The organism is Pseudomonas sp. DR208 (genome assembly GCF_019823005.1).
Lineage (GTDB): Bacteria > Pseudomonadota > Gammaproteobacteria > Pseudomonadales > Pseudomonadaceae > Aquipseudomonas > Aquipseudomonas extremorientalis.
Genome location: NZ_CP081944.1, coordinates 961696 through 981376 on the forward strand (window position 1 = coordinate 961696; position 19681 = coordinate 981376).

Annotated in this window: 16 protein-coding genes; 9 read left to right on the forward strand and 7 right to left on the reverse strand. The window is 63.5% G+C overall.

Annotation, left to right across the window (positions count from 1 at the left end):
• The first annotated feature begins 49 nt into the window (after window positions 1–49).
• On the forward strand, window positions 50–4948 hold the full coding sequence (locus tag K5K89_RS04080; protein WP_222540909.1) for an alpha-2-macroglobulin family protein: 4899 nt from the start codon (window positions 50–52) through the stop codon (window positions 4946–4948).
• 77 nt (window positions 4949–5025) lie between these two features.
• Here the strand turns inward: K5K89_RS04080 and K5K89_RS04085 are convergent, their stop codons facing one another.
• Window positions 5026–5319 (reverse strand): hypothetical protein, encoded by a 294-nt coding sequence (locus K5K89_RS04085; protein WP_071491590.1) that lies wholly within the window; start codon window positions 5317–5319, stop codon window positions 5026–5028.
• Window positions 5320–5409: 90 nt separating this feature from the next.
• On the opposite strand from K5K89_RS04085, the gene pbpC reads away from it, so the two are divergent.
• From pbpC to K5K89_RS04115, 6 genes are all read left to right on the forward strand, one after another.
• Entirely contained in the window at window positions 5410–7740 is a 2331-nt protein-coding gene (gene pbpC, locus K5K89_RS04090; protein WP_222540910.1) for a peptidoglycan glycosyltransferase PbpC, read from the forward strand.
• Window positions 7741–7886: 146 nt separating this feature from the next.
• Entirely contained in the window at window positions 7887–8195 is a 309-nt protein-coding gene (locus K5K89_RS04095; protein WP_016972502.1) for a MazG-like family protein, read from the forward strand.
• Entirely contained in the window at window positions 8188–8937 is a 750-nt protein-coding gene (locus tag K5K89_RS04100) for a methyltransferase (protein ID WP_071491589.1), read from the forward strand. Before K5K89_RS04095 ends, K5K89_RS04100 begins: the two co-directional genes overlap by 8 nt.
• A 24-nt stretch (window positions 8938–8961) precedes the next feature.
• On the forward strand, window positions 8962–9564 hold the full coding sequence (locus tag K5K89_RS04105) for a DUF4136 domain-containing protein (protein WP_093128495.1): 603 nt from the start codon (window positions 8962–8964) through the stop codon (window positions 9562–9564).
• 45 nt (window positions 9565–9609) lie between these two features.
• Window positions 9610–10167, forward strand: a complete 558-nt coding sequence (locus K5K89_RS04110) for a DUF4136 domain-containing protein (protein WP_071491587.1) — start codon at window positions 9610–9612, stop codon at window positions 10165–10167.
• Window positions 10168–10357: 190 nt separating this feature from the next.
• Entirely contained in the window at window positions 10358–12304 is a 1947-nt protein-coding gene (locus tag K5K89_RS04115) for a pilus assembly protein TadG-related protein (RefSeq protein ID WP_222540911.1), read from the forward strand.
• Here the strand turns inward: K5K89_RS04115 and K5K89_RS04120 are convergent.
• Window positions 12301–15027 (reverse strand): PAS domain-containing protein, encoded by a 2727-nt coding sequence (locus tag K5K89_RS04120; protein WP_222540912.1) that lies wholly within the window; start codon window positions 15025–15027, stop codon window positions 12301–12303. The genes K5K89_RS04115 and K5K89_RS04120 overlap by 4 nt on opposite strands.
• A complete protein-coding gene (locus K5K89_RS04125) occupies window positions 15024–15467 on the reverse strand; it encodes a TadE/TadG family type IV pilus assembly protein (RefSeq protein WP_071491584.1) in 444 nt (147 codons plus the stop codon). The genes K5K89_RS04120 and K5K89_RS04125 overlap by 4 nt, the downstream gene beginning before the upstream one ends.
• A gap of 72 nt (window positions 15468–15539) precedes the next feature.
• Here K5K89_RS04125 and K5K89_RS04130 point away from each other — a divergent pair, with 72 nt between their 5' ends.
• Window positions 15540–15989, forward strand: a complete 450-nt coding sequence (locus K5K89_RS04130; protein WP_071491583.1) for a prepilin peptidase — start codon at window positions 15540–15542, stop codon at window positions 15987–15989.
• Window positions 15990–16114: 125 nt separating this feature from the next.
• Window positions 16115–16903 carry a response regulator transcription factor gene (locus tag K5K89_RS04135; protein ID WP_071491582.1) on the forward strand — a complete coding sequence of 263 codons (789 nt, stop codon included), beginning with the start codon at window positions 16115–16117 and terminating at the stop codon, window positions 16901–16903.
• A gap of 3 nt (window positions 16904–16906) precedes the next feature.
• On the opposite strand, the gene K5K89_RS04140 is transcribed toward K5K89_RS04135, so the two are convergent.
• From K5K89_RS04140 to K5K89_RS04155, 4 genes are read right to left on the reverse strand one after another with little or no spacing between them, the layout of a single operon-like run.
• Window positions 16907–17176, reverse strand: a complete 270-nt coding sequence (locus tag K5K89_RS04140) for a DUF3613 domain-containing protein (RefSeq protein WP_071491581.1) — start codon at window positions 17174–17176, stop codon at window positions 16907–16909.
• A 10-nt stretch (window positions 17177–17186) separates the two neighbouring features.
• Window positions 17187–17897, reverse strand: coding sequence for a tetratricopeptide repeat protein (locus tag K5K89_RS04145; RefSeq protein WP_071491580.1), 711 nt, complete (start codon window positions 17895–17897; stop codon window positions 17187–17189).
• A 10-nt stretch (window positions 17898–17907) separates the two neighbouring features.
• A complete protein-coding gene (locus K5K89_RS04150) occupies window positions 17908–18795 on the reverse strand; it encodes a type II secretion system F family protein (RefSeq protein ID WP_071491579.1) in 888 nt (295 codons plus the stop codon).
• Window position 18796: 1 nt separating this feature from the next.
• Window positions 18797–19678: a type II secretion system F family protein gene (locus K5K89_RS04155; protein WP_071491578.1), complete on the reverse strand. Its 882-nt coding sequence runs from the start codon at window positions 19676–19678 to the stop codon at window positions 18797–18799.
• Window positions 19679–19681 lie beyond the last annotated feature (3 nt).

Below are 19681 nucleotides of genomic sequence, written 5' to 3' on the forward strand. Positions count from 1 at the left end.
GGGCTGATATATAGTTCACCCCTCGGACCCCTCTCACAACGAGTGCCCCATGCTTAACAAAGGACTGTTCCTTGCTTGTGCGCTGGCCCTGCTGAGCGCCTGCGATTCCTCCGATAAACCGGCTGCCCCGACCGCTCCAGCAGCGGCGACGGTTGCACCCAAACCGGCCAAGGCGGCGGTGGACGTGGCGGCGCTGAAGCAGCGTTATGCCGGCCGTGAGTTGAGTGTGGTGGATGTGTCCGAAGTGCAGCTCGATGGGGCCAGCACCCTGTCCGTGAGCTTTTCCATTCCGCTGGATCCCGATCAGAAGTTCGCCGACAAACTCCACCTGGTGGACAGCAAGTCCGGCAAGGTCGATGGCGCCTGGGAAATCTCCGACAACCTCATGGAATTGCGCCTGCGTCACCTGGAGCCACAGCGCAAACTGGTGCTCACGGTGGATGCCGGGGTGAAGGCGGTCAACGGCAATACACTCGCCGCCGAGTACAGCGCCCGCCTGGAAACCCGCGACCTGCAAGCCACCGTCGGCTTCGCCAGCCGTGGCACCTTGCTGCCGACGCGTCTGGCTGAAGGGTTGCCGGTGATCGCGCTGAACGTCGACAAGATCGACGTCGAATTCTTCCGCATCAAGCCCGAATCCCTGCCGACTTTTCTCGCGCAGTGGGGGCGCAACACCAGCCTGCAGAGCTATGAGGCCCGCGAACTGCTGCCACTGGCCGACCTGGTCTACGGCGGCCGTTTCGACCTGAACCCGGCGCGCAACACCCGCGAAACCCTGTTGCTGCCGATCGCCGGCCTCAAGCAACTGCAGCAGCCGGGCGTGTACCTGGCGGTAATGCGTGCCTCCGGCACCTACAACTATTCCCAACCGGCCACGTTGTTCACCTTGAGCGATATCGGCCTGTCGGTGCACCGCTATGCCAATCGCCTGGATGTGTTCACCCAGGCGTTGGATGGCGGCAAGGCGCTGGACGGTGTCGACCTCGAGGTGCTCGACGCCGAGGGTCGTGTGGTCGGTCAGGGCAAGACCGAGAAGGGCGGCCACGCCGAGTTGCCGTTGCCGAAAAAGGCCCAGGTGTTGCTGGCCAAGCAGGGCGAGCAGACCAGCATGCTGCGCCTGGACAGTGCCGCATTGGACCTGGCCGAGTTCGATATCGGCGGGCAACCGTCCCACCCCTTGCAGTTTTTCGTCTTTGGCCCGCGTGACCTGTATCGCCCCGGCGAAACCGTGCTGCTCAACGCCCTGCTGCGCGACAAGGATGGCAATGCCGTCAAACCGCAGCCGGTCAGCGTCGAAGTGCGTCGCCCGGATGAGCAGGTGAGCCGCAAATTCGTGTGGGATGCCGACGCCTCCGGTCTCTATCAATATCAACTGCAATTGGCTGGCGAAGCGCCAACCGGGCGCTGGCAGCTGGTGTTCGACCTGGGCGACGGCAAGCCGCAGCTGTATGAATTTCTCGTCGAAGACTTCCTGCCCGAGCGCCTGGCGCTGGAACTCAAGGGCAGCGATACCGCATTGAGCCCGGCGGATAACCCGGTGATTCAAGTCACCGGGCGCTATCTCTACGGTGCGCCGGCATCGGGCAACCGGGTCAGTGGGCAGGTTTATGTGCGGCCGTTGCGCGAAGCGGTCAAGTCGCTGCCGGGCTATCAGTTCGGCTCTGTCACCGAAGAAGAGCTGAGCCAGGATTTCGAACTGGACGAAAGCGTGCTCGATGCCAAGGGCCAGGAAGCGTTGACCCTGGAAAGCAAGTGGGCCGAGGCCAAGTCGCCGCTGCAACTGATCGTGCAAGCCAGCCTGCACGAGTCGGGCGGGCGGCCGATCACTCGGCGCCTGGTACAGCCGATCTGGCCGGCCGAGCAACTGCCGGGCCTGCGCGGCTTGTTTGACGGCAAGGAAACCAATGGCGATGGCCCGGCGGAATTCGAAGTGCTGCTGGCCAACCAGGACGGGCAGAAGCTCGCCGCGCAGAACCTCAAGGTGCGCCTGGTGCGCGAGCGCCGTGACTACTACTGGAACTACTCCGAGAACGACGGCTGGAGCTACCACTTCAACGAGAAATTCCTCAACCTCGACGAGCAGACCCTGAACATCAAGGCCGGCGATACGGCCAAGGTCAGCTTCCAGGTAGAGTGGGGTCCGTACCGCGTCGAAGTGGAAGACCCGCAGACCGGCCTGGTCAGCAGCTTGCGCTTCTGGGCCGGCTACCAGGCCCAGGACAACACCGAAGGCGGCGCCGTACGCCCCGACCAGGTCAAGCTGGCGCTGGACAAACCGGCCTATGGCGACGGCGATACCGCCAACGTCACCGTCACCCCGCCCGCTGCCGGCAAAGGCTACCTGCTGGTGGAGTCCGCCGAAGGGCCGCTGTGGTGGCAGGAAATCGATGTACCGGCCGAGGGTAAAAGCTTCGCCGTGAAGCTCGACCCGAAGTGGTCGCGCCATGACCTGTACGTCAGTGCCCTGGTGATTCGCCCTGGCGAGCGCAAAGCCAACATCACGCCCAAACGTGCCGTGGGCCTGCTGCACCTGCCGTTGGATCGCACCCAGCGCAAACTCGGCGTGACCCTGGCCGCGCCGGAAAAAATGCGTCCCAAACAGCCGCTGACGGTGAAAGTCGCTGCGAAAAACGCCGATGGCAGCGTGCCGAAACAGGTGCACGTACTGGTGGCAGCGGTGGACGTGGGCATCTTGAACATTACCGAATACCCGACGCCGGACCCTTACTCCAGCCTGTTCGGTCGCAAGGCTTATGGCGTGGACCAGTTCGACATCTACGGCCAGTTGATCGAAGCCGGGCAGGGGCGCTTGGCCAGCCTGGCATTCGGTGGTGACGCCGCGCTGGCCAAGGGCGGCAAGCGCCCGGACACCAGCGTGACCATCGTCGCGCTGCAAAGTGCGCCAGTGACCCTGAACGAGCAGGGTGAGGGCGAAGTCAGCGTCAATATCCCGGACTTCAACGGCGAACTGCGCCTGATGGCCCAGGCCTGGACCGACGACCGCTACGGCATGGCCGAAGCCAAGACGGTGATCGCCGCGCCTTTGATTGCGGAGCTGTCGGCGCCGCGTTTCCTGGCCGGTGGTGACCAGACCACCTTGGCGCTGGACCTGTCCAACCTGTCGGGCAAGGCCCAGAAGCTGGATGTGCAACTGAGCGCCGAAGGGCAGCTGGAGTTGGTCAACGCTGGCGCGCAGACCGTCGAGTTGAAACAAGGCCAGCGCACCACCCTGCGCATCCCGGTGAAGGCCTGGGGTGGTTTGGGGCAGGGCAAGGTCAAGGTCACCGTGAACGGGCTGGACTTGCCGGGTGAAAACCTGCCGCCGTTCACTCGCGAATGGACATTGGGCGTGCGCCCGGCGTACCCGGCACTGCTCAAGCATTACCGCGCGGTGCTCAAGGATCAGCCGTGGAGCCTGCCGGCGGGCACGCTCGATCAGTTCGATTCATCGGGGCGCCAGGCGCTGTTGAGCCTGTCGAGCCGGCCGCCGCTGAATCTCGGTGCTCAGATCAGCGCACTCAAGGCCTACCCCTATGGTTGCCTGGAACAGACCGCGAGCGGCCTCTACCCGTCGCTGTATGCCGACGATGCGCTGCTCAAGCGCCTGTCGATCAAGGGTGAGTCGGACAGTGAGCGTAAACGCAAGATCGAGTTGGGCATCGAGCGCCTGCTGGGCATGCAGCGCTACAACGGCAGCTTCGGGTTGTGGGGCGCCGATGGCGAAGAAGAATACTGGCTGACGGCCTACGTCACCGACTTCCTGCTGCGTGCCCGCGACCAGGGTTTTGCCGTGCCGCCTGAAGCGTTGAAGAAAGCCAGCGAGCGCCTGCTGCGCTACGTGCAGGAACGCAACCTGATCGACGTCGACTACAGCGATAACGCCGACCATACGCGCTTTGCCGTACAGGCCTACGCTGGCATGGTGCTGGCGCGTAGTCAGCAGGCGCCATTGGGGGCGCTGCGCAGTATTTTCGATCGACGCAGCGATGCGCGCTCCGGTTTGCCGCTGGTGCAGTTGGCTATCGCGCTGCAGAAGATGGGCGACCAGCCGCGTGCGGACCAGGCCTTGCTCGCTGGGCTGGCGGCGCAGCGTAACGCCAATGAGTGGCTGGCCGACTACGGCAGCCCGCTGCGCGACCAGGCAATGATCCTGGCCCTGCTGGAAGAGAACGACCTGGCCAAGGGCAAGCGTGAGGAGCGTTTGTTTACGCTGTCGGATCAACTGGCGGCCAGCCCGTATCTGTCGACCCAGGAGCGCAACTCGCTGTTCCTGGCGGGGCGCCTCGGGTTTGCCAGGCCGGATGCGAACTGGCAGGTGTCGCTCACTGGCAGTGGCGGCGTGCAGGAGTTGAACAATCAGCAATCGACGCTGGAGCTGGAAGGCAAGCTGCTGTCCAGCGATCTGACCTTGAGCAATCAGGGCGAGACGCCGGTGTACCAGCAATTGACGATCTCGGGTTATCCACAGGTGCCCCCGGCTGCCGGCGGCGACAACCTGAGCATCCACCGCGAATACCTGGGCATGAACGGCCAGCCGCTGAACCTGCGCAACCTCAACAGCGGTGAGCTGGTCCTGGTGCACCTGGCGGTCAGCGCCAAGCAGCGTGTGCCGGATGCCCTGGTGGTAGATTTGCTGCCGGCCGGCCTGGAACTGGAAAACCAGAACCTGGCGCAAAGCGCCGCCAGCCTGGAAAACGCCAGCAGCCAGGTGAAGGAATGGCGTGAGTCGATGCAGAACGCCTCGCTCAAGCACCAGGAGTTCCGTGACGACCGCTATGTGGCAGCGATCAACCTGGACGGTTCCGGCACCACGCACCTGCTGTACCTGGCGCGGGCGGTGACGCCCGGGACTTATCGTGTGCCGCCGCCGCAGGTGGAGTCGATGTACCGGCCGAACTGGCAGGCGGTGGGGGAGACGCCGGCCGATCTGGTGATCAAGGGGCGCTGAGACCGCAATTGTGAAAGATGGCCTCAATGTGGGAGGGGGCAAGCCCCCTCCCACCGGGGATTTGCGCTGTTCTGGGGTTAGTGGACCACCCAGCTCAAGAGCCACAGGCCCAGCAGCAACCAGATAATCCCCATGATGATCGACGCCCGCATGAAGGCGCGCACCGCCGAGTACAGCAGCATCAGGCCGATGATCAGGGTGAGGATACTGATGATCGAGGTATCCATGCCCAAGGTGCGGGACAGGCCATCGATGAAGTTGCCACCGGCATGGGTCAGCGCACCAAACAGGCCGCTGAGCCCGTCGACGATAAAACGGATGACCGAACCGAGCGCCTGGCCCAACCATTCGAAAAAGCTTTCTACCTGCATGTTTGTGTCCTGATGAGAAGGTGGGCGTATCTGTGCCTTTGGTTGTTATTGCAACAGGCTAGTTCCCTACCAGCATAGAGGTTTGCCCGTTTGAGTTTGCGTTTAGTTGCCCGCTGGACCCTGGCCAGCCTTTTGTTGGTGATCGCCCTGCTCTGGATGGCCGACCGCATCTGGCCGTTGCCCTTGCCCAAGGATGACCTGGCGCGGGTGGTGCTGGCCGAGGATGGCACGCCGTTGTGGCGGTTTGCCGATGCCAACGGTGTGTGGCGCTACCCCGTGCAGACCCGCGAGGTGTCGCCTTATTACCTGGATGCGCTGCTCACCTATGAGGACCGTTGGTTCTACCAGCACCCCGGCGTGAATCCGCTGGCGCTGGTGCGGGCGACCTGGCAGAACCTGACCGGCGCGCGGGTGGTGTCTGGCGGCAGCACCTTGTCGATGCAGGTGGCGCGCTTGCTGGATCCGCATTCGCGCACTTTCCACGGCAAATTGCGTCAGTTGTGGCGCACGGCACAGCTGGAATGGCACCTGTCCAAGGAAGAAATCCTCAACCTCTACCTGAATCGCGCCCCGTTTGGCGGTACGTTGCAGGGCGTGGCCGCCGCCAGTTGGGCGTACTTGGGCAAGTCGCCGTCACAGCTGACCCGCGCCGAAGCCGCCTTGCTCGCCGTGCTGCCCCAGGCGCCCAGCCGCTTGCGTCCGGACCGCCACCCCCAACGCGCCCAGGACGCCCGCGACAAAGTGCTGCGCCGCCTCGCCGAATTCCAGGTGTGGCCGCAAGCCGCCGTCGATGAGGCCCTGGAAGAACCGCTGTTGCTCGCGCCGCGCCTGGAACCGAGCCTGGCGCCCTTGCTCGCACGGCGCCTGAACCGCCCCGACAGCCCGTCGCTGATCCGCACCACCCTGGACGCCACCTTGCAACGTCGCCTCGAAGACCTGCTGTTGGGCTGGCGCGCGCGTTTGCCGGAGCACACCTCCGCCGCGATCCTGGTGGTGGAGGAGGAAACCATGGCCGTGCGGGCCTACCTCGGTTCGGTGGATATCAACGACGCCAAGCGCTTCGGCCATGTGGACATGATCAGTGCCCTGCGTTCGCCGGGCTCCACGTTAAAGCCGTTTTTGTACGGCATGGCGTTGGACGATGGGCTGATCCACTCCGAATCCCTGCTGCAGGACGTGCCCCGACGATATGGCGATTACCGACCGGGCAACTTCTCCATGGGCTTCACCGGCGCAGTGCCGGCGAGTACGGCGCTGTCCAGCTCGCTCAACCTCCCGGCGGTACAGTTGCTGGAAGCCTATGGGCCGAAGCGGTTCGCCGCCGAAATGCGCATCGGCGGCGTGCCGCTGGCATTACCGGCATTGGCCGAGCCGAACCTGGCGCTGATCCTGGGGGGGGCGGGCAGCCGCCTGGAAGACCTGGTGAGTGGTTACAGCGCCTTCGCCCGGGACGGCAAAAGCGCCACCCTTCGCTTGCAGCCGGACGATACGCTCCGGGAACGGCCATTATTGTCGCCAGGGTCCGCCTGGATTGTGCGGCGCATCCTCAGCGGCCAGGCGCGACCCGACCGCGACCCGCGTGCCGAGTTGGTGCAGCGCCCGGTGCTGGCCTGGAAGACCGGCACCAGCTACGGCTTTCGCGATGCCTGGGCGATCGGTGTGGGGCCGCGTTACCTGATCGGCGTGTGGATCGGCCGCCCGGATGGTACGCCGGTGCCGGGCCAGTTCGGCCTGGCTTCGGCCGCACCGCTGATGTTGCAGGTGCACGATGTGCTGACCAACCGCGACAGCCAGCGCGGTATCACTGCACCGGTCAAGCCGGTGCCGGCGAATGTCGGTGTGGCCGCGATCTGTTGGCCGCTGGGCCAGCCGATGAACCGCAGCGATCCCAACTGCCGCCGCCAGCGCTTTGCCTGGACCCTGGACAACACCACGCCACCCACTTTGCAGGCGTTGGACCAACCGTTGAGCGTGGGTTTGATGGAAAGTGTGTGGGTCAATGCCAAGGGCTTGCGGGTGGACGCCCGTTGCCCCGGTGCCGAGCCCAGGAGCATCGCCCTGTGGCCCGCGCCCCTGGAGCCTTGGCTGCCCAGAGCCGAACGCCGCGAAGCGCGCATTCCCGCGGCCGACCCCGATTGCCCGCCACCGGCGCTGGCCGCCTCTTCACCTTTATCCATCGTTGGCGTGCGTGAAGGTGACCAACTGCGCCTGCCCGCCGCCAGCCAACAGGCGCTGCGCCTCAAACTCTCTGCGTTGGGCGGCAGCGGCCGGCGTTGGTGGTTCCTTAACGGCGCGCCCCTGGGCGACAGTGCCAACCAGGACTTTATCAATGCCAGTTTCGAGCAACTGGGGCGCTATCAACTCAGTGTCCTCGACGAAGCCGGGCAGACCGCGCGCGTCGAGTTCAGCGTCGTTGATTAGATCGCTATCGAGGGCAAGCCCCCTGCCACACTGGGATGTGTTGGCCTATCAAAGGTGGGAGGGGGCTTGCTCCGGTGACGGCCCAAAGGTTCACTTGCCTTGAAGGCCATTCCCCCTGAAGCTATCCACCTTCAGGAGCCTGCCACATGAACCTCGAACACCTCACCGAACGCCTGCACCGCATCCGCGATACCAACGACTGGAAGCAGTTCCACAGCCCCAAAAACCTGGCCATGGCGGCCAGCGTGGAAATGGCCGAGCTGGTGGAGATCTTCCAATGGCTGACCGAAGACCAGTCGCGCCAGCTGCCGGCCGACACACTCGCCCATGCCGGGCAGGAAGTCGGCGATATCGTGCTGTACCTGCTGTTGCTGTGCAGTGAGCTGGGCCTGGACATGAACGAAGTGGTGCGCGCCAAACTGGCCGACAGCGAACGGCGGTTTGCCCATGAGTGACCGTCATTTCGACCAGTTGGCCACGCGCTTCGCCGAGAAAATCTACGGCGGTGCCAAAGGCGCGATCCGCCTGGCGGTTCTCCAGGCCGACCTCACCGAAGCCCTGCCAAGGCGCCCGCTGCGTGTGCTGGATATTGGCGCGGGCCTGGGCCATATGTCGTTGTGGCTGGCTGAGCAAGGGCATCAGGTGACCCTGGCCGAACCCGCCGAACCGATGCTCGAAGGCGCCCGTCAACGTTTCGCCGAGGCGGGGCAGACCGCGACGTTTATCCATGCGCCCTGGCAAGACCTGCTCGGCCAGCTCACCGAACCCTACGACCTGGTGCTGTGCCATGCCGTGCTGGAATGGCTGGCCGAACCCCATGCAATCCTGCCGGTACTGCACCAACTCGCGGCGCCGGGTGGGTGGCTATCCCTGGCGTTCTACAACCGTGATGCGCTGATCTATCGCAACCTGCTCAAAGGCCACTTCCGCAAAATGCGCAAGAATGACATGGCCGGCGAAAAGCAGAGCCTCACGCCGCAACAACCGCTGGACCCACGAGAATTGGCGGCGCAACTCGAAGGCCTTTGGCAGGTCGAAAGCCAAAGTGGCGTGCGGGTGTTCCACGACTATATGCCGGTGGAATTCCAGGCCCGTGCGGATTTGCAGGATCTTGTAGAGATGGAACTCGCTCACCGTCGTCACCCAAGCTTTGCCGGACTTGGGCGTTATTTGCACTGGATCTGCCGTCCGGTTTAAGCGGCCCAGTCTGCGGAGGTCGAAATGCGTCGTCTCTGTTTGATCCTGTTGTCCCTGGGGTTGGGCGCCTGTTCAAGCCCCAATCCTTATGTTGCCGCGTCGGCGCCGATCCCTCCGGCGCCGCCCCAGGCCGCCCACACCTTTGATACCAGTGCCTACCCGGCGCCGGTGCGCGATTACGGTGCCTACCGCAATTGGGCCTGGCGCAACGGCCAGCTTCCGGCGGGCACGGCCTGGGCCGATTCGGCGCAGATCGCCGAGGCGGTTAGCGGCGCCCTCGACCAGCGCGGCCTGCGCCCCTTGCATGACAACCGCCCGGCGGACCTTTTCGTCAGCGCCGACGTGCGCCTGGAGAAGCGTCTCAAGCAAGTCCAGGATGACTACGGCTACGGTTATGGCGGCTATAACCGCTACGGCAACGGTTATGGCATGTACAACTCGGTGCCGATCGTGCGCACTTATGAAGTCCAGGTCGTGGTGGTGCGCGTCAACCTGTTCGATGCCCGCACCGGTCAGCCGGTGTGGAGCGCCAGCGCAGAGACTGGCAGCCAGGGAAGCCTCAGTGAACGGGCGGATGCCTTGCGCCAGGCGGTGCAGAAGGCAATGACGGCGTATCCTCCCAGTTAACCGCTATTCTCATCTTTGGCGCGGGTCGCTCTTTGGAGAACAACCATGTTTCGTCGTATCGCTACGCTCGCTTTTGTTGTGCTGCTAGGCGGTTGCCAGACCAGCCAAGTCAACCACGATTTTGACGCCAGCCGGGACTTCGGTGCCTACCGAAGTTGGGCCTGGAAAGACCCGGCCCTGCAATACCGCCCGGATGACCCGCGCATCAAGAGCGACCTCACTGAACAACGCATCCGCCAGGCCGTCGGTGAACAACTCGACCAGCGCGGCCTGCGCCCTGCGGCGCCGGGCACCAGGGCTGACCTGAACGTGCAGGCCTACCTGATCGTCGAAGACCGTCAGCAGCAGGTCACCACCAACTACGGCGGCGCCTGGGGCGGCCCGTGGAATGGCTATTGGGGCGCGCCGATGTACAACGAAACGCGGAACATCACCTACAAAGTGGCGACCATCCAGATCGACCTGCTCGATGGCAAGGACGGCAAACTGGTCTGGCGTGGCAGCGACGAACAGATGATGGCCAGCTCGCCCAACCCTCAGGACCGTGACAAAGCCATCCGCACCACCGTCACCCGCGTCCTCTCCAGCTACCCCCCTCACTAACCTCTGCAGGCGCAGGCTCGCTGTGGCAGGCGGGCTTGCTGTGGAGAGCAGGCTTGCCGTGGCGAGCAGGCTTGCCCTGCGTTGGGCTGCGAAGCGGCCCCTCAACCCCCCAAAACCGATTTATGGCAACGGGCCAGCCCTTGTCTACACTCAAAACCATCTACGGAGAGTAAGCGCTAAGGAGTGCCTGATGTCTCCCCGACTTGGTTACAGGCAGCGTGGTGCGATTGGCCTGATGGCGGCGGCTACCCTGGCGATGGCCATGGTGTTCCTGCTGCTGGCGGTAGACAGCGGCCGTCTCTATCTGGAAAAGCGCAAGCTGCAGTCCGTCGCCGACAGCGCCGCGCTGGAAGCCGCCAGCCGTGGCGGCCTGTGCACACCCGCCACCACCGCCAATGACTACGCCGTGCAGAACGCCACACGCAACGGTTTCACCGTGGTCGCTGGCGACAGCAGCCGTGGCCTGGCCGTTACCTGCGGCACCTTGACCACCAATGCCGGCAATGTCCGTGTATTCACTGCCGACGCCACCAAAAGCGATGCCGTGCGCGTGGTCGCCACGCGCAGCGTAATCACCAGTATCGCCAGTGGGCTGTGGGGCATGTTCAGTGGTGCGCCGGTCTCCACCCAGATGACGCTGAGTGCCACCGCCGTGGCCGCCTATGCACCGCCGGTGGCGCAACTGACGATTCGCAGCAGCCTGTCCTCTGTGAACTCCGGCAACTCCCCGCTATTGAACATGGTCATCGGCAATCTGCTGGGCGGCAGCCTGTCCCTGACCGCTGCGGGCTGGAATGGCTTGCTGACGACGAACGTGAACCTGCTCGGTTACCTGGACCAGTTGGCGGTTCAATTGAACGTCAAGGCGGGGGACTACGACGCGTTGCTGAGCACCGCCGTATCCGCCAGCCAGTTGCTCGACGCAGCGGTGAAGGTCCTGCAAAAAAACGGCGCGGTCGCCACGGCGGTGATCAACGATGTCATTTCAGTGAAAGCGATTGCCCCGAATACCCAGCTTTTGAAGGTGGGCGATCTGTTGAAGGTCGCTACCGGTACACCAGCGGCTGCCTTGAATACCAGTGTGCAGCTGTTTCAGTTGCTGGAGACCGTGGCGCAGCTATCCAGTAGCAAAAGTGCGGTCGGTGCGGCAGCGCAGGTGAATATTCCTCTGGTTGGCACCGTCTCGGTCCAGACCAAAGTCATCGAGCCGCCGCAACTGTCTGCGTTTGGCAATCCGGCCAAGGCCAAGGCTGGGCTTTTGAATAATCCGCCGACGGACCAGATTTTTGTACGAACTGCCCAGGTACGCACGTTGGTCACCATCGATGCGCCGATCATCAAGGTGGTCTCGGGGGTTTCATCGATACTGACCGGGCTGGCGACGCCTGTGTCGAAGGTGGTCGGCGGTTTGCTGAACCTGAACCTGCTCGATGTGGTGGCCGGTGTCGTGTGCATAGTCGGGTGCAATGTGGCTGATGTGGATATCACCACGACCTTATCCATCTATATCGAGGCGGCCAGCGCGGAGAGCCACGTGACAGACTTCAGTTGCGCCACACCGGCCACCAAGTCGTTGACGGTGCAGGCCACCACGTCACTCGCGACCCTGGGCGTCGGTTATGTTGACCCGGTGTCGGCGTTTTCATCGTCGGCGCCTGTCAATGTGCAGCCGGTGCGGCTGATCGACTTTGGCCAACGCTTTTGCCTGCTGACCCTGGTGTGCGGGCCTCGCACGGCCGGCGTTGGCGGTGGCTTGAACCTGAGGGCGTTGTCCACCGTGGGGGCGCAAACCAATACGGTGTTGTTTTCGCCGGTGAATGACGTCAATGCGGCGACGATCTACAAAAGCCCACCCGGCACCGCCAATATCGTTAACAGCCTGGGGGCTACCTTGAACGGCCTGCAGGTCACCTATGTCCCACCTACGGGGAGCACGCCCGCTACGCCGAATAGTACAGTCACCGGTGCACTGGCGACCATCGTCAGCTCGGTGGTCAGCCTGGTCCAGAACGTCCTGGCGCCGATCCTCGACCCTATCGTCAATACGTTGCTCGCAGCGCTGGGCGTCAACCTCGGCAACGCCGAAGTCGGCGCCAACCTCAGTTGCCACATGGGCCGCGCCTATCTGGTGATCTAGCTGATCGGCAACTCCACACAAAACTTCGCGCCGTGCTCGCCATTGGCGACGCTCAGGCGTCCGCCCATGTTTTCCACAATGCCGTAGCTCACCGACAACCCGAGCCCCGTGCCCACGCCGATCGGCTTGGTGGTAAAGAACGGCTCGAAAATCCGCTCCAGCAACCGTGGGTCAATCCCGCCGCCGTTGTCTTCCACCCAGATCCGCACATGGCGGCTGTCCTGTTCGCAATGCACTGCGATCCAGGGACGAAATTCGGGGTGTTTTTCCCGTTTGCTCAACAGCGCGTCACGGGCATTGACCATCAGGTTGATCAACACCTGTTCAAGCTGATCGACATAGCCTTTGACCTGGACCTGGACGTCCGCCGGGGTGATCCGCAGCTCAACGCCCTTGCCGCGCAGGCCCTCGCCGAGCAGTGACAGCGTGCCTTCCACGGCCTGTGACGGGTCGAAGGGTTGCTGTTCGATTTCCGAGCGGCGGCCGAACACCCGCATATGGTCCACCACCCGCGTGGCGCGCTGCACCTGGGTGTCGATGCGTTGGAGTTTTTCGGTGAGGTAGTCGATTTGCGCATCGCCGTTGCCCAGACGCTTGAGCACATTGACGACGGCCATGCGCATCACGTTCAGCGGCTGGTTGATTTCATGGGCCAGACCGGTGGCCATTTCACCCAGGGTGGCCATCTTGGCGCTTTGCGTCAGTTGCTTCTGGGAGCGACGCACTTCGGTGTTGTCACGGCCCACCGCCTGCACCTCCACCAGCGTGCCCTGTTCATCGAACACGCCACGGTCCGACCAGACCCACCAGGCGTGCTCGCGCCCCGGCAGTTCAAGGCTGATTTCGGCGGTGCTGACCGGGAATTCTGCGCTCAATTGGCCGATACGCTGCACAAACGCCTGGCGCTGTTCCTGCGACATCCAGTGGCCCAGGTTCAGCCCTGGCAGCTCTGCGGGCGGGCATTCCAGGTAATTGGCCAGCGGTGTGTTGCCGAAGGTCAGGGTCAGGTCGGGGCGATAGCGGCAGATCATCGCCGGGGAGTCTTCGACCAGGATGCGATAGCGTTCTTCGCTTTGCTTGATCTGTTCGGCGGCCAGGGTCGCCTCGGTGACATCCAGCCACAGGCCGACAGCTTCCACCGGCAGGCCCAAGTCATCGCGCAGCAGCTTGGCCTCGTCCAGCAGCCAGTGGTAGTGGCCCTGTTTGTCGCGCAGGCGGTAGCGACTGCGTACGCTGCCTTCGCGCAGCAACTGGCGGCTGCGCTCGAAGTACCGGTCGCGGTCTTCGGGGTGGATCAAGGATGCCAGGCTGTCGTGGTTGCACTCGGCCAGGGTCCAGCCCAGCAGCGGTAGCAGGCTGTCGCTGAAAAAAGCCGGATGCAGGGCGCCGTCGACATAGCGCTGCACATAGATCACGGCCGGTGAGCTGGCGATCAGGTTGTCCAGGCGTGCATGGGCGGCGGCGGCTTGCAATTGCTGGTTCTTGATGTCGCTGATGTCGAGCATGAAACCGATCCAGCGGCGGCTGTCACCCACGCCAAGCACCTGGCCCTGCACGCGATACCAGAGCGGGTGGTGCTCGGCGTCGGTGCGTTGCAGGCGCACGCTGGTCAGCAAGGGTTTGCCCAAGGCCTGCAGGTCGTGCAAACGGCTGTCGAGGGCCTGGCGATCGGCGGGGTGAATCAATTCCAGCCATTGGCTCAAAGGTTGTAGGGTCGGACCGTCTTCCAGGCTGAGGCTGTGCAGCAACTGCGGGGCCAACTGGATTTCGTGGGTGGCCGGCAGCAGCTCCCACCAGCCGGTGCCGAGCAGGCCCTGCAACGCCTCCACGCGGTCGAGCTGCTGGTGATAGCGCTGCTCGCGCAGCCGGCTCAGCAGGGGCGCGGCGACGGCGGCGGTGAGATTCAGCCAGTCGCGGTCGTTGGTGTGCTGCTGGCCGTTGTATGGGCCACAGAGCAACCAGGCGGCGACGCCCTGACTGTCACGGTAAGGCACCAGAAAACCGTCGGCATCGCCGAAAATACTGTGCAGACGCGGGTTATCGCTGCGCTCCCGGGCCAGGCTCAACGGTACGTTGCCATTGACGCTGTCCAGGCTGATGCCCAGGTATTGGCCGGCCTGCCACAAGGCAGGGGCGTCGTGGGCGGCGTACTGGCTGTAGATCCGCCAACCCCGGTCTTCGTCATCGAGCAAGGCCAGGGCAACGCAGGGGATGTGCCAGCGCTGGGCCAGGCTGCGCAGGTGCTCGTTGAACACCTCGGGCAGGCGGGTCAGGCTGCACACCCGCAACTGCTCGCTCATCTGGCAGGCGAGTTGATGGTTCTGTTCGCGGTGCTGGGCCAGTTGCCGGCCGGCCAGTAAATCACCCACGTCCTGCAGGCGCAGGCTCCATTCATCACCGTCGGGTTCGATCCAGCCGCGGGTGTGCAGCACCTGGCCGGTTGCGCCCAGGAAGTCCAGGTCCAGGTTCTGGTGTTGCCAGTCGGCAGGGCTGCCTTCGATATCCAGGGCACTGTCGGCGCACAGCAGCTCACGCAGTGGCGGCCGACGTTCGCCGATGGCGTGGGTCGCCAGCTGTGAGCGCAGGGTGCCGCGGATACCCAGCACATGGCCTCGAGCATCCAGTTGCACGTGCAGGCCTGGCAGGGGCACACCCGGCATGTCGAGGGGCGGGGCGCTGGCGCGGCCAAGCAGGCGGCCGAAGAGTTTGTCCCCCGACGTCAAAACTGCAGACTCGAACTGGCGGACAGGTTGGCCGGCAGGCTCGGGACGGTGCCGATCCCCGGCAGCACCAGCGCCGGGAACACGGAATAGAGGTTGGTAGTCGGGTAGTTGATTGCCACGGTCAGCGTGGTGCCGTTATAGGAGCTGCTGATGTAACTGGGGGAGAACTGGAAACTGCTCGGGATCCATTTCAACTGCTCTATCACAGTGGTTTTGGCACGGTCGGTCACCTGCGTGCCGTAAGCGGTGCCAGCGGCTATCGGGTCCACCGACAGGGCCTGGCGTACGGCCTCCGCCGCGGCCTGGTTGAACGATTGCATCAACAGCAACGGCAGGCTATAGCTGATCAACCCGTAGAACACGGCAAAAAAGATCGTGAAGACCAGGGCGAACTCAATCGCCGCCGCACCTTTTTGCTTTCCAGGCAGGCCTGTTTTCATGACTGCGTCTACCCTGACGGCTACTACTTGATATCAGCATAGAATCAATCAGCGAAAAGGGATGTTTTTTACGTGATCCACGGCGTGGTGATACTGCTCTGGCTGGGGCTCTGTGCGTGGCAGGATATCCGTCAGCGGCAGATCGCCAATGGCTTGACCCTGGGGGCAGCGCTGCTGGCGCTGATCTTCTTGCTGTGGACGGGCACGACCTGGCTAGGAGCGCCCGCCAGCGAGGGCGGTTGGGCGTTTGCCCTGGCCCTGTTGTTGACCTTGCCCGGCTATGCGCTGGGCCGCTTTGGTGCGGGGGATGTGAAGCTGCTGGCTGCCCTGGCGCTGGCCAGTACGCTGGACTGTTTGCTGTGGTCGTTGATCGGTGCGGCGCTTTTTCAGGCGTGCTGGGTGCTTGTGAGTCAAAGGCTTGGGGCGCGTCGGGGGAGGGCAGATGCGCAGGTGTCGACCAAACAGCCATTTGCCCCCTTTGTCCTGACAGGATTTGTGCTGTACTGGCTTTGGATCCATTAGTCGAACAACCGCTCTACCGCTATGTACATAGTCGAAAAGTACGTCTACGTTTATGAAGTATCCGTAAGTTATTTTTTGTCCAAATGGATGGGTCGCCCATTTGCTTGCCAGGCATGGAGTAGCGCGTGAACAAGCTTACCTCGGCAGTAAAAGTGCTCGTGGTCGACGATCAGCCGTTGATCGTGGAAGAACTCTGCGAATTTCTTGAAGGCAGCGGCTACCGCTGCGTCCCATGTGAGTCCAGTCGACACGCCTTGCAGCGCTTCAGTGAAGACCCCGAGATCGGCCTGGTGCTGTGCGACCTGCATATGCCGGACATGGATGGCATCGAGCTGGTGCAGGCCATGCAGAAGGTCGCGGGCAAGCAGCGCGCGTTCGAGGCCATCATGCTCACCGGGCGTGCCGACAAACAGGACGTGATCAAGGCCCTGCGTGCGGGGATCTCGGATTACTACCAGAAGCCGATCAACCTCGATGAGTTGCTCGAAGGCCTGCAACGCCAGGAAGCGGCGCTGGAGGAGCGGCAAAAGGAGCTGCACCTGGGGCACCTGAACCAGAAGCTGCAATACCTTTCCGAATCCATCAACGATTTGTACCAGGACCTCGACAAAGTGCGACGCAGCCCTGGCGCCGGCTTGGCGGATGAGGGCGAGCCGGTCGTCGATGATGCCGGGCCGATCGAAATCCCGACCATCTTCAACCAGCTGTCGCCGCGCCAGCTCGATGTTGCGCGCCTGGTGGGCAAGGGCCAGACCAACTACCAGATCGCCTGTGAACTGGGGATCACCGAGAACACCGTCAAGCTGTACGTGTCCCAGGTGCTGCGCCTCACCCATATGCATAACCGTACCCAGCTGGCACTGGCCCTGTCGCCGGCTACCTCGGTGCTGCGGCAACGGGTGACGGCGCACTGACGGTTACTGACTCTTCCCACCCTTGGAAGACCCGCCGGATTGCGACTCGAAGAACTCCGGAATAGGATGCTTGTTGCTGTCCAGCCAACGCTGCATGGCCTGTTCCCGTTCTGCGGGCGTGGTCCGTTGTGGCGTGGCGGAAGCCGCGCGCCCATCGACCTGCAAGGCCATCCAATTTTCCGTCTCCGCCTGGTAGGGGGACGACGGGCCCGGCTCGATGGCCAGTGCGCTCAGCGGTAGCAGCGCCAGTGCAATGAAGTAATGTGCTGTCATCTCGCTCTCCTTACTTCAGGGTCACCGGCAGGGCCTGGCTGACTGCCGCGACTTTGCGTGCCGCCACGCCGGCGGCCTTGAGTTTCTCCGCGCGGGCCTGGGCCTCGGTGAACTGCTCGCGGCTCAGGCCCAACTGGCTGACGACCTTGGCCGCTTGCCCCCAGTCGTTCTGGTAAATCAACAGTGTGACCAGGTTGACGGCGGCCAGCGGGTCGCCTTGCTTGAGTTCGATGGCGGTCATGAATTCAAAGCGGGCGTCTTCCACCCGTAATTGGTTGAGGTAGACCACGCCCAAGTCATTGCGGATCTTTTCGTCAGTGGGGGCCAGCTGCGCAGCCCGTTGCAAGTGGGTCATGGCCAGGCCGTTGTCGCCTCTGGCGGCCGCCAACTGCCCGAGGCCGTGCTCGCCTTCGGCCGTCATGCAGGTGCCGAGCAGGCTGCGGTATAGCGGCTCGGCTTCGCTGCGCCCGAGCAGGCGATAAGTGCGGGCCTTGCGCTGGCGCACCTGGGGCAGGGACTCGGGCAGGTTTTGCAGGTTGGCCAGGCTGGCGTGCAGCTTGCCTTCGTTGGCCAGGTCGTCGGACAGGTTCAGCGCCAGCTCCTGGTCCGCGCTCGGCTTGGTGCAACTGCCCGGTGAGGCCAGCGCCGCCCAGGGCGATTGGCCGTTGGTGGCGCAGCCGCCGAGCATCAACAGCGTCAGGCCGGCAATCAGTGCTTTCATCAAGGTCTCCTCAAAAGTGGCTCAACGCGCGGGCGATGCCGATAAAGGCGGGGCCGCCGAGCACGATCAACAAAGCGGGGAACAGAAACACCATCATCACCACCGACATTTTTGCCGACATCTTCGAGATGTATTCCTGCAAACGGGTCAGGCGTCGGTCGTCGAGCAGTTGCTTGAGGGCCAGCAGGGACTTCATCGCGCCGCCGCCCTGCTGGATCAATTGCTGGAGGATGATGCAGGTGTCGGTGAACTCATCCACCTCCAGCACGCGTGCGGTCTTGCCCAGTTCCTCGCCCAGCTCCAGCCCCGAATCGACCCGTGCCAGGATCAGGCGCAGTTCATGCGTCAACGCGGGGAGCAGGCGTTGAGCTTCGTTGCCTACCACCCGCAGCGACTGTTCAATCGCCATGCCGGATTCGAACAGGATGCGCAGCAGTGGAATGAAGGTTGAAATTTCCTTGGCGATGGTCTGCTGGCGATACTTGGCCGCAGCGGCGAGTACGCGTTTGGGCAGCAGGTAGCCGATGCCCACGGCAAACATCGGCGCAATCCAAGCGGGGGCCGCGTGCGGAAACAATAGCTGCTGGCCGAGCAGGGTGAGGCCCAGCAGCACAATTGGCGTACCGACCTGGAAGGCGGCGAACAGCGAGCGCTGGCTGGCCTTGCGCCAACCGATCCGGTTGAGGAGAACCTGAGTCTCGTTGTCCAGGCTGACCGAGCGCTGGGCCAGGGCGCTTCCCCCCAGTTGACGCATGAAGCTACCGAGTTTGTGGTCGCTTGCCCTCCGCCCTTGCAAGCGCTCGGCGACCCGTCGATCACGCCGGCGATGTTCAAGCACCTGGCCTCCCACCAGTACCGCGGCGGATAGCAACAACAGGGCGCAGGCCAGCAGCACCATCTCAGACACTCCTCAACATGCGCCACATGACGAAGGTACCCGTCAGGTCCATCCCCAGCGCGGCGAACAGCATGATGCGCCCGGTGTCGTCGTTCCACATGGTCATCAAGTAGCCAGGGTTGACGATCATGAAGTAGCCGACGATCAGGATGGGCAGTCCGCCCAGTACATAGGCGGTCATGCGCGTTTCACCGGTCATGGCCTTGAGTTGCCGGGCACCTTGTTCGCGCTCGCGAATCATCTTGATGAGGTTTTCCAGCAGTTCGCTGGCGTTGCCGCCGTAGCGGTGGTTGACCTTCAGGCCGAGGGCGAACAGGCGGAATTCGTCCTGCTCGTAGAACTCGGCAAAGTCGCTCACCGAGTCCGGCAGGCTGACCCCCATGCGCACATTGCGTTGCACGCGGGCCATGGCGTCCTTGAGTGGGTCTTCAACGCCTTCGACGCCGCCCAGTACTGCATCTGCCAGGGTTCTGCCGGACTTGAGGCTGCGTACACTGTGGTCGAGCAACTGCGGCAGTTGCTCGACCATGCGCTGCACGCGCCGTTGATAACGCCAACTGATGTACAAGCGCAGTACCAGGGGCGGCGTCACGACCATCGCGATCAGCCCCAGACCGTCGGCCAGCAGCCAGCCGAACAGCGCGCCGATCACCCAGGCGCTCAGCCAAAGGCCCAGGCGGTCAGTGGGTTTGCCCAGCCCGGCACGCTGGAACATGCGCTCAAGAGCGGTCCACTTGTTGTTCGGTTCCTGTGTCTGCGGCTGGCCGTCACCCAGGCGCTCCAGCACGCGGTCCGTCTGGGCTTTGCGCAGGCCATGCTGAAACTGCCAGAACGACAGGCCGATCAACAGCAGGCAGACAAGCAACAACACCGGTCCTGTCATCAC

Excerpts from the sequence above, each read along its gene's own strand:
- K5K89_RS04095 (WP_016972502.1), top strand. The coding sequence starts at position 7,887 with ATGAACCTCGAACACCTCACCGAACGCCTGCACCGCATCCGCGATACC.
- K5K89_RS04085 (WP_071491590.1), bottom strand. The coding sequence starts at position 5,319 with ATGCAGGTAGAAAGCTTTTTCGAATGGTTGGGCCAGGCGCTCGGTTCG.
- K5K89_RS04125 (WP_071491584.1), bottom strand. The coding sequence starts at position 15,467 with ATGAAAACAGGCCTGCCTGGAAAGCAAAAAGGTGCGGCGGCGATTGAG.
- K5K89_RS04145 (WP_071491580.1), bottom strand. The coding sequence starts at position 17,897 with ATGAAAGCACTGATTGCCGGCCTGACGCTGTTGATGCTCGGCGGCTGC.
- K5K89_RS04080 (WP_222540909.1), top strand. The coding sequence starts at position 50 with ATGCTTAACAAAGGACTGTTCCTTGCTTGTGCGCTGGCCCTGCTGAGC.
- K5K89_RS04150 (WP_071491579.1), bottom strand. The coding sequence starts at position 18,795 with ATGGTGCTGCTGGCCTGCGCCCTGTTGTTGCTATCCGCCGCGGTACTG.
- K5K89_RS04100 (WP_071491589.1), top strand. The coding sequence starts at position 8,188 with ATGAGTGACCGTCATTTCGACCAGTTGGCCACGCGCTTCGCCGAGAAA.
- K5K89_RS04105 (WP_093128495.1), top strand. The coding sequence starts at position 8,962 with ATGCGTCGTCTCTGTTTGATCCTGTTGTCCCTGGGGTTGGGCGCCTGT.
- K5K89_RS04155 (WP_071491578.1), bottom strand. The coding sequence starts at position 19,678 with ATGACAGGACCGGTGTTGTTGCTTGTCTGCCTGCTGTTGATCGGCCTG.
- K5K89_RS04140 (WP_071491581.1), bottom strand. The coding sequence starts at position 17,176 with ATGACAGCACATTACTTCATTGCACTGGCGCTGCTACCGCTGAGCGCA.
- K5K89_RS04115 (WP_222540911.1), top strand. The coding sequence starts at position 10,358 with ATGTCTCCCCGACTTGGTTACAGGCAGCGTGGTGCGATTGGCCTGATG.
- K5K89_RS04110 (WP_071491587.1), top strand. The coding sequence starts at position 9,610 with ATGTTTCGTCGTATCGCTACGCTCGCTTTTGTTGTGCTGCTAGGCGGT.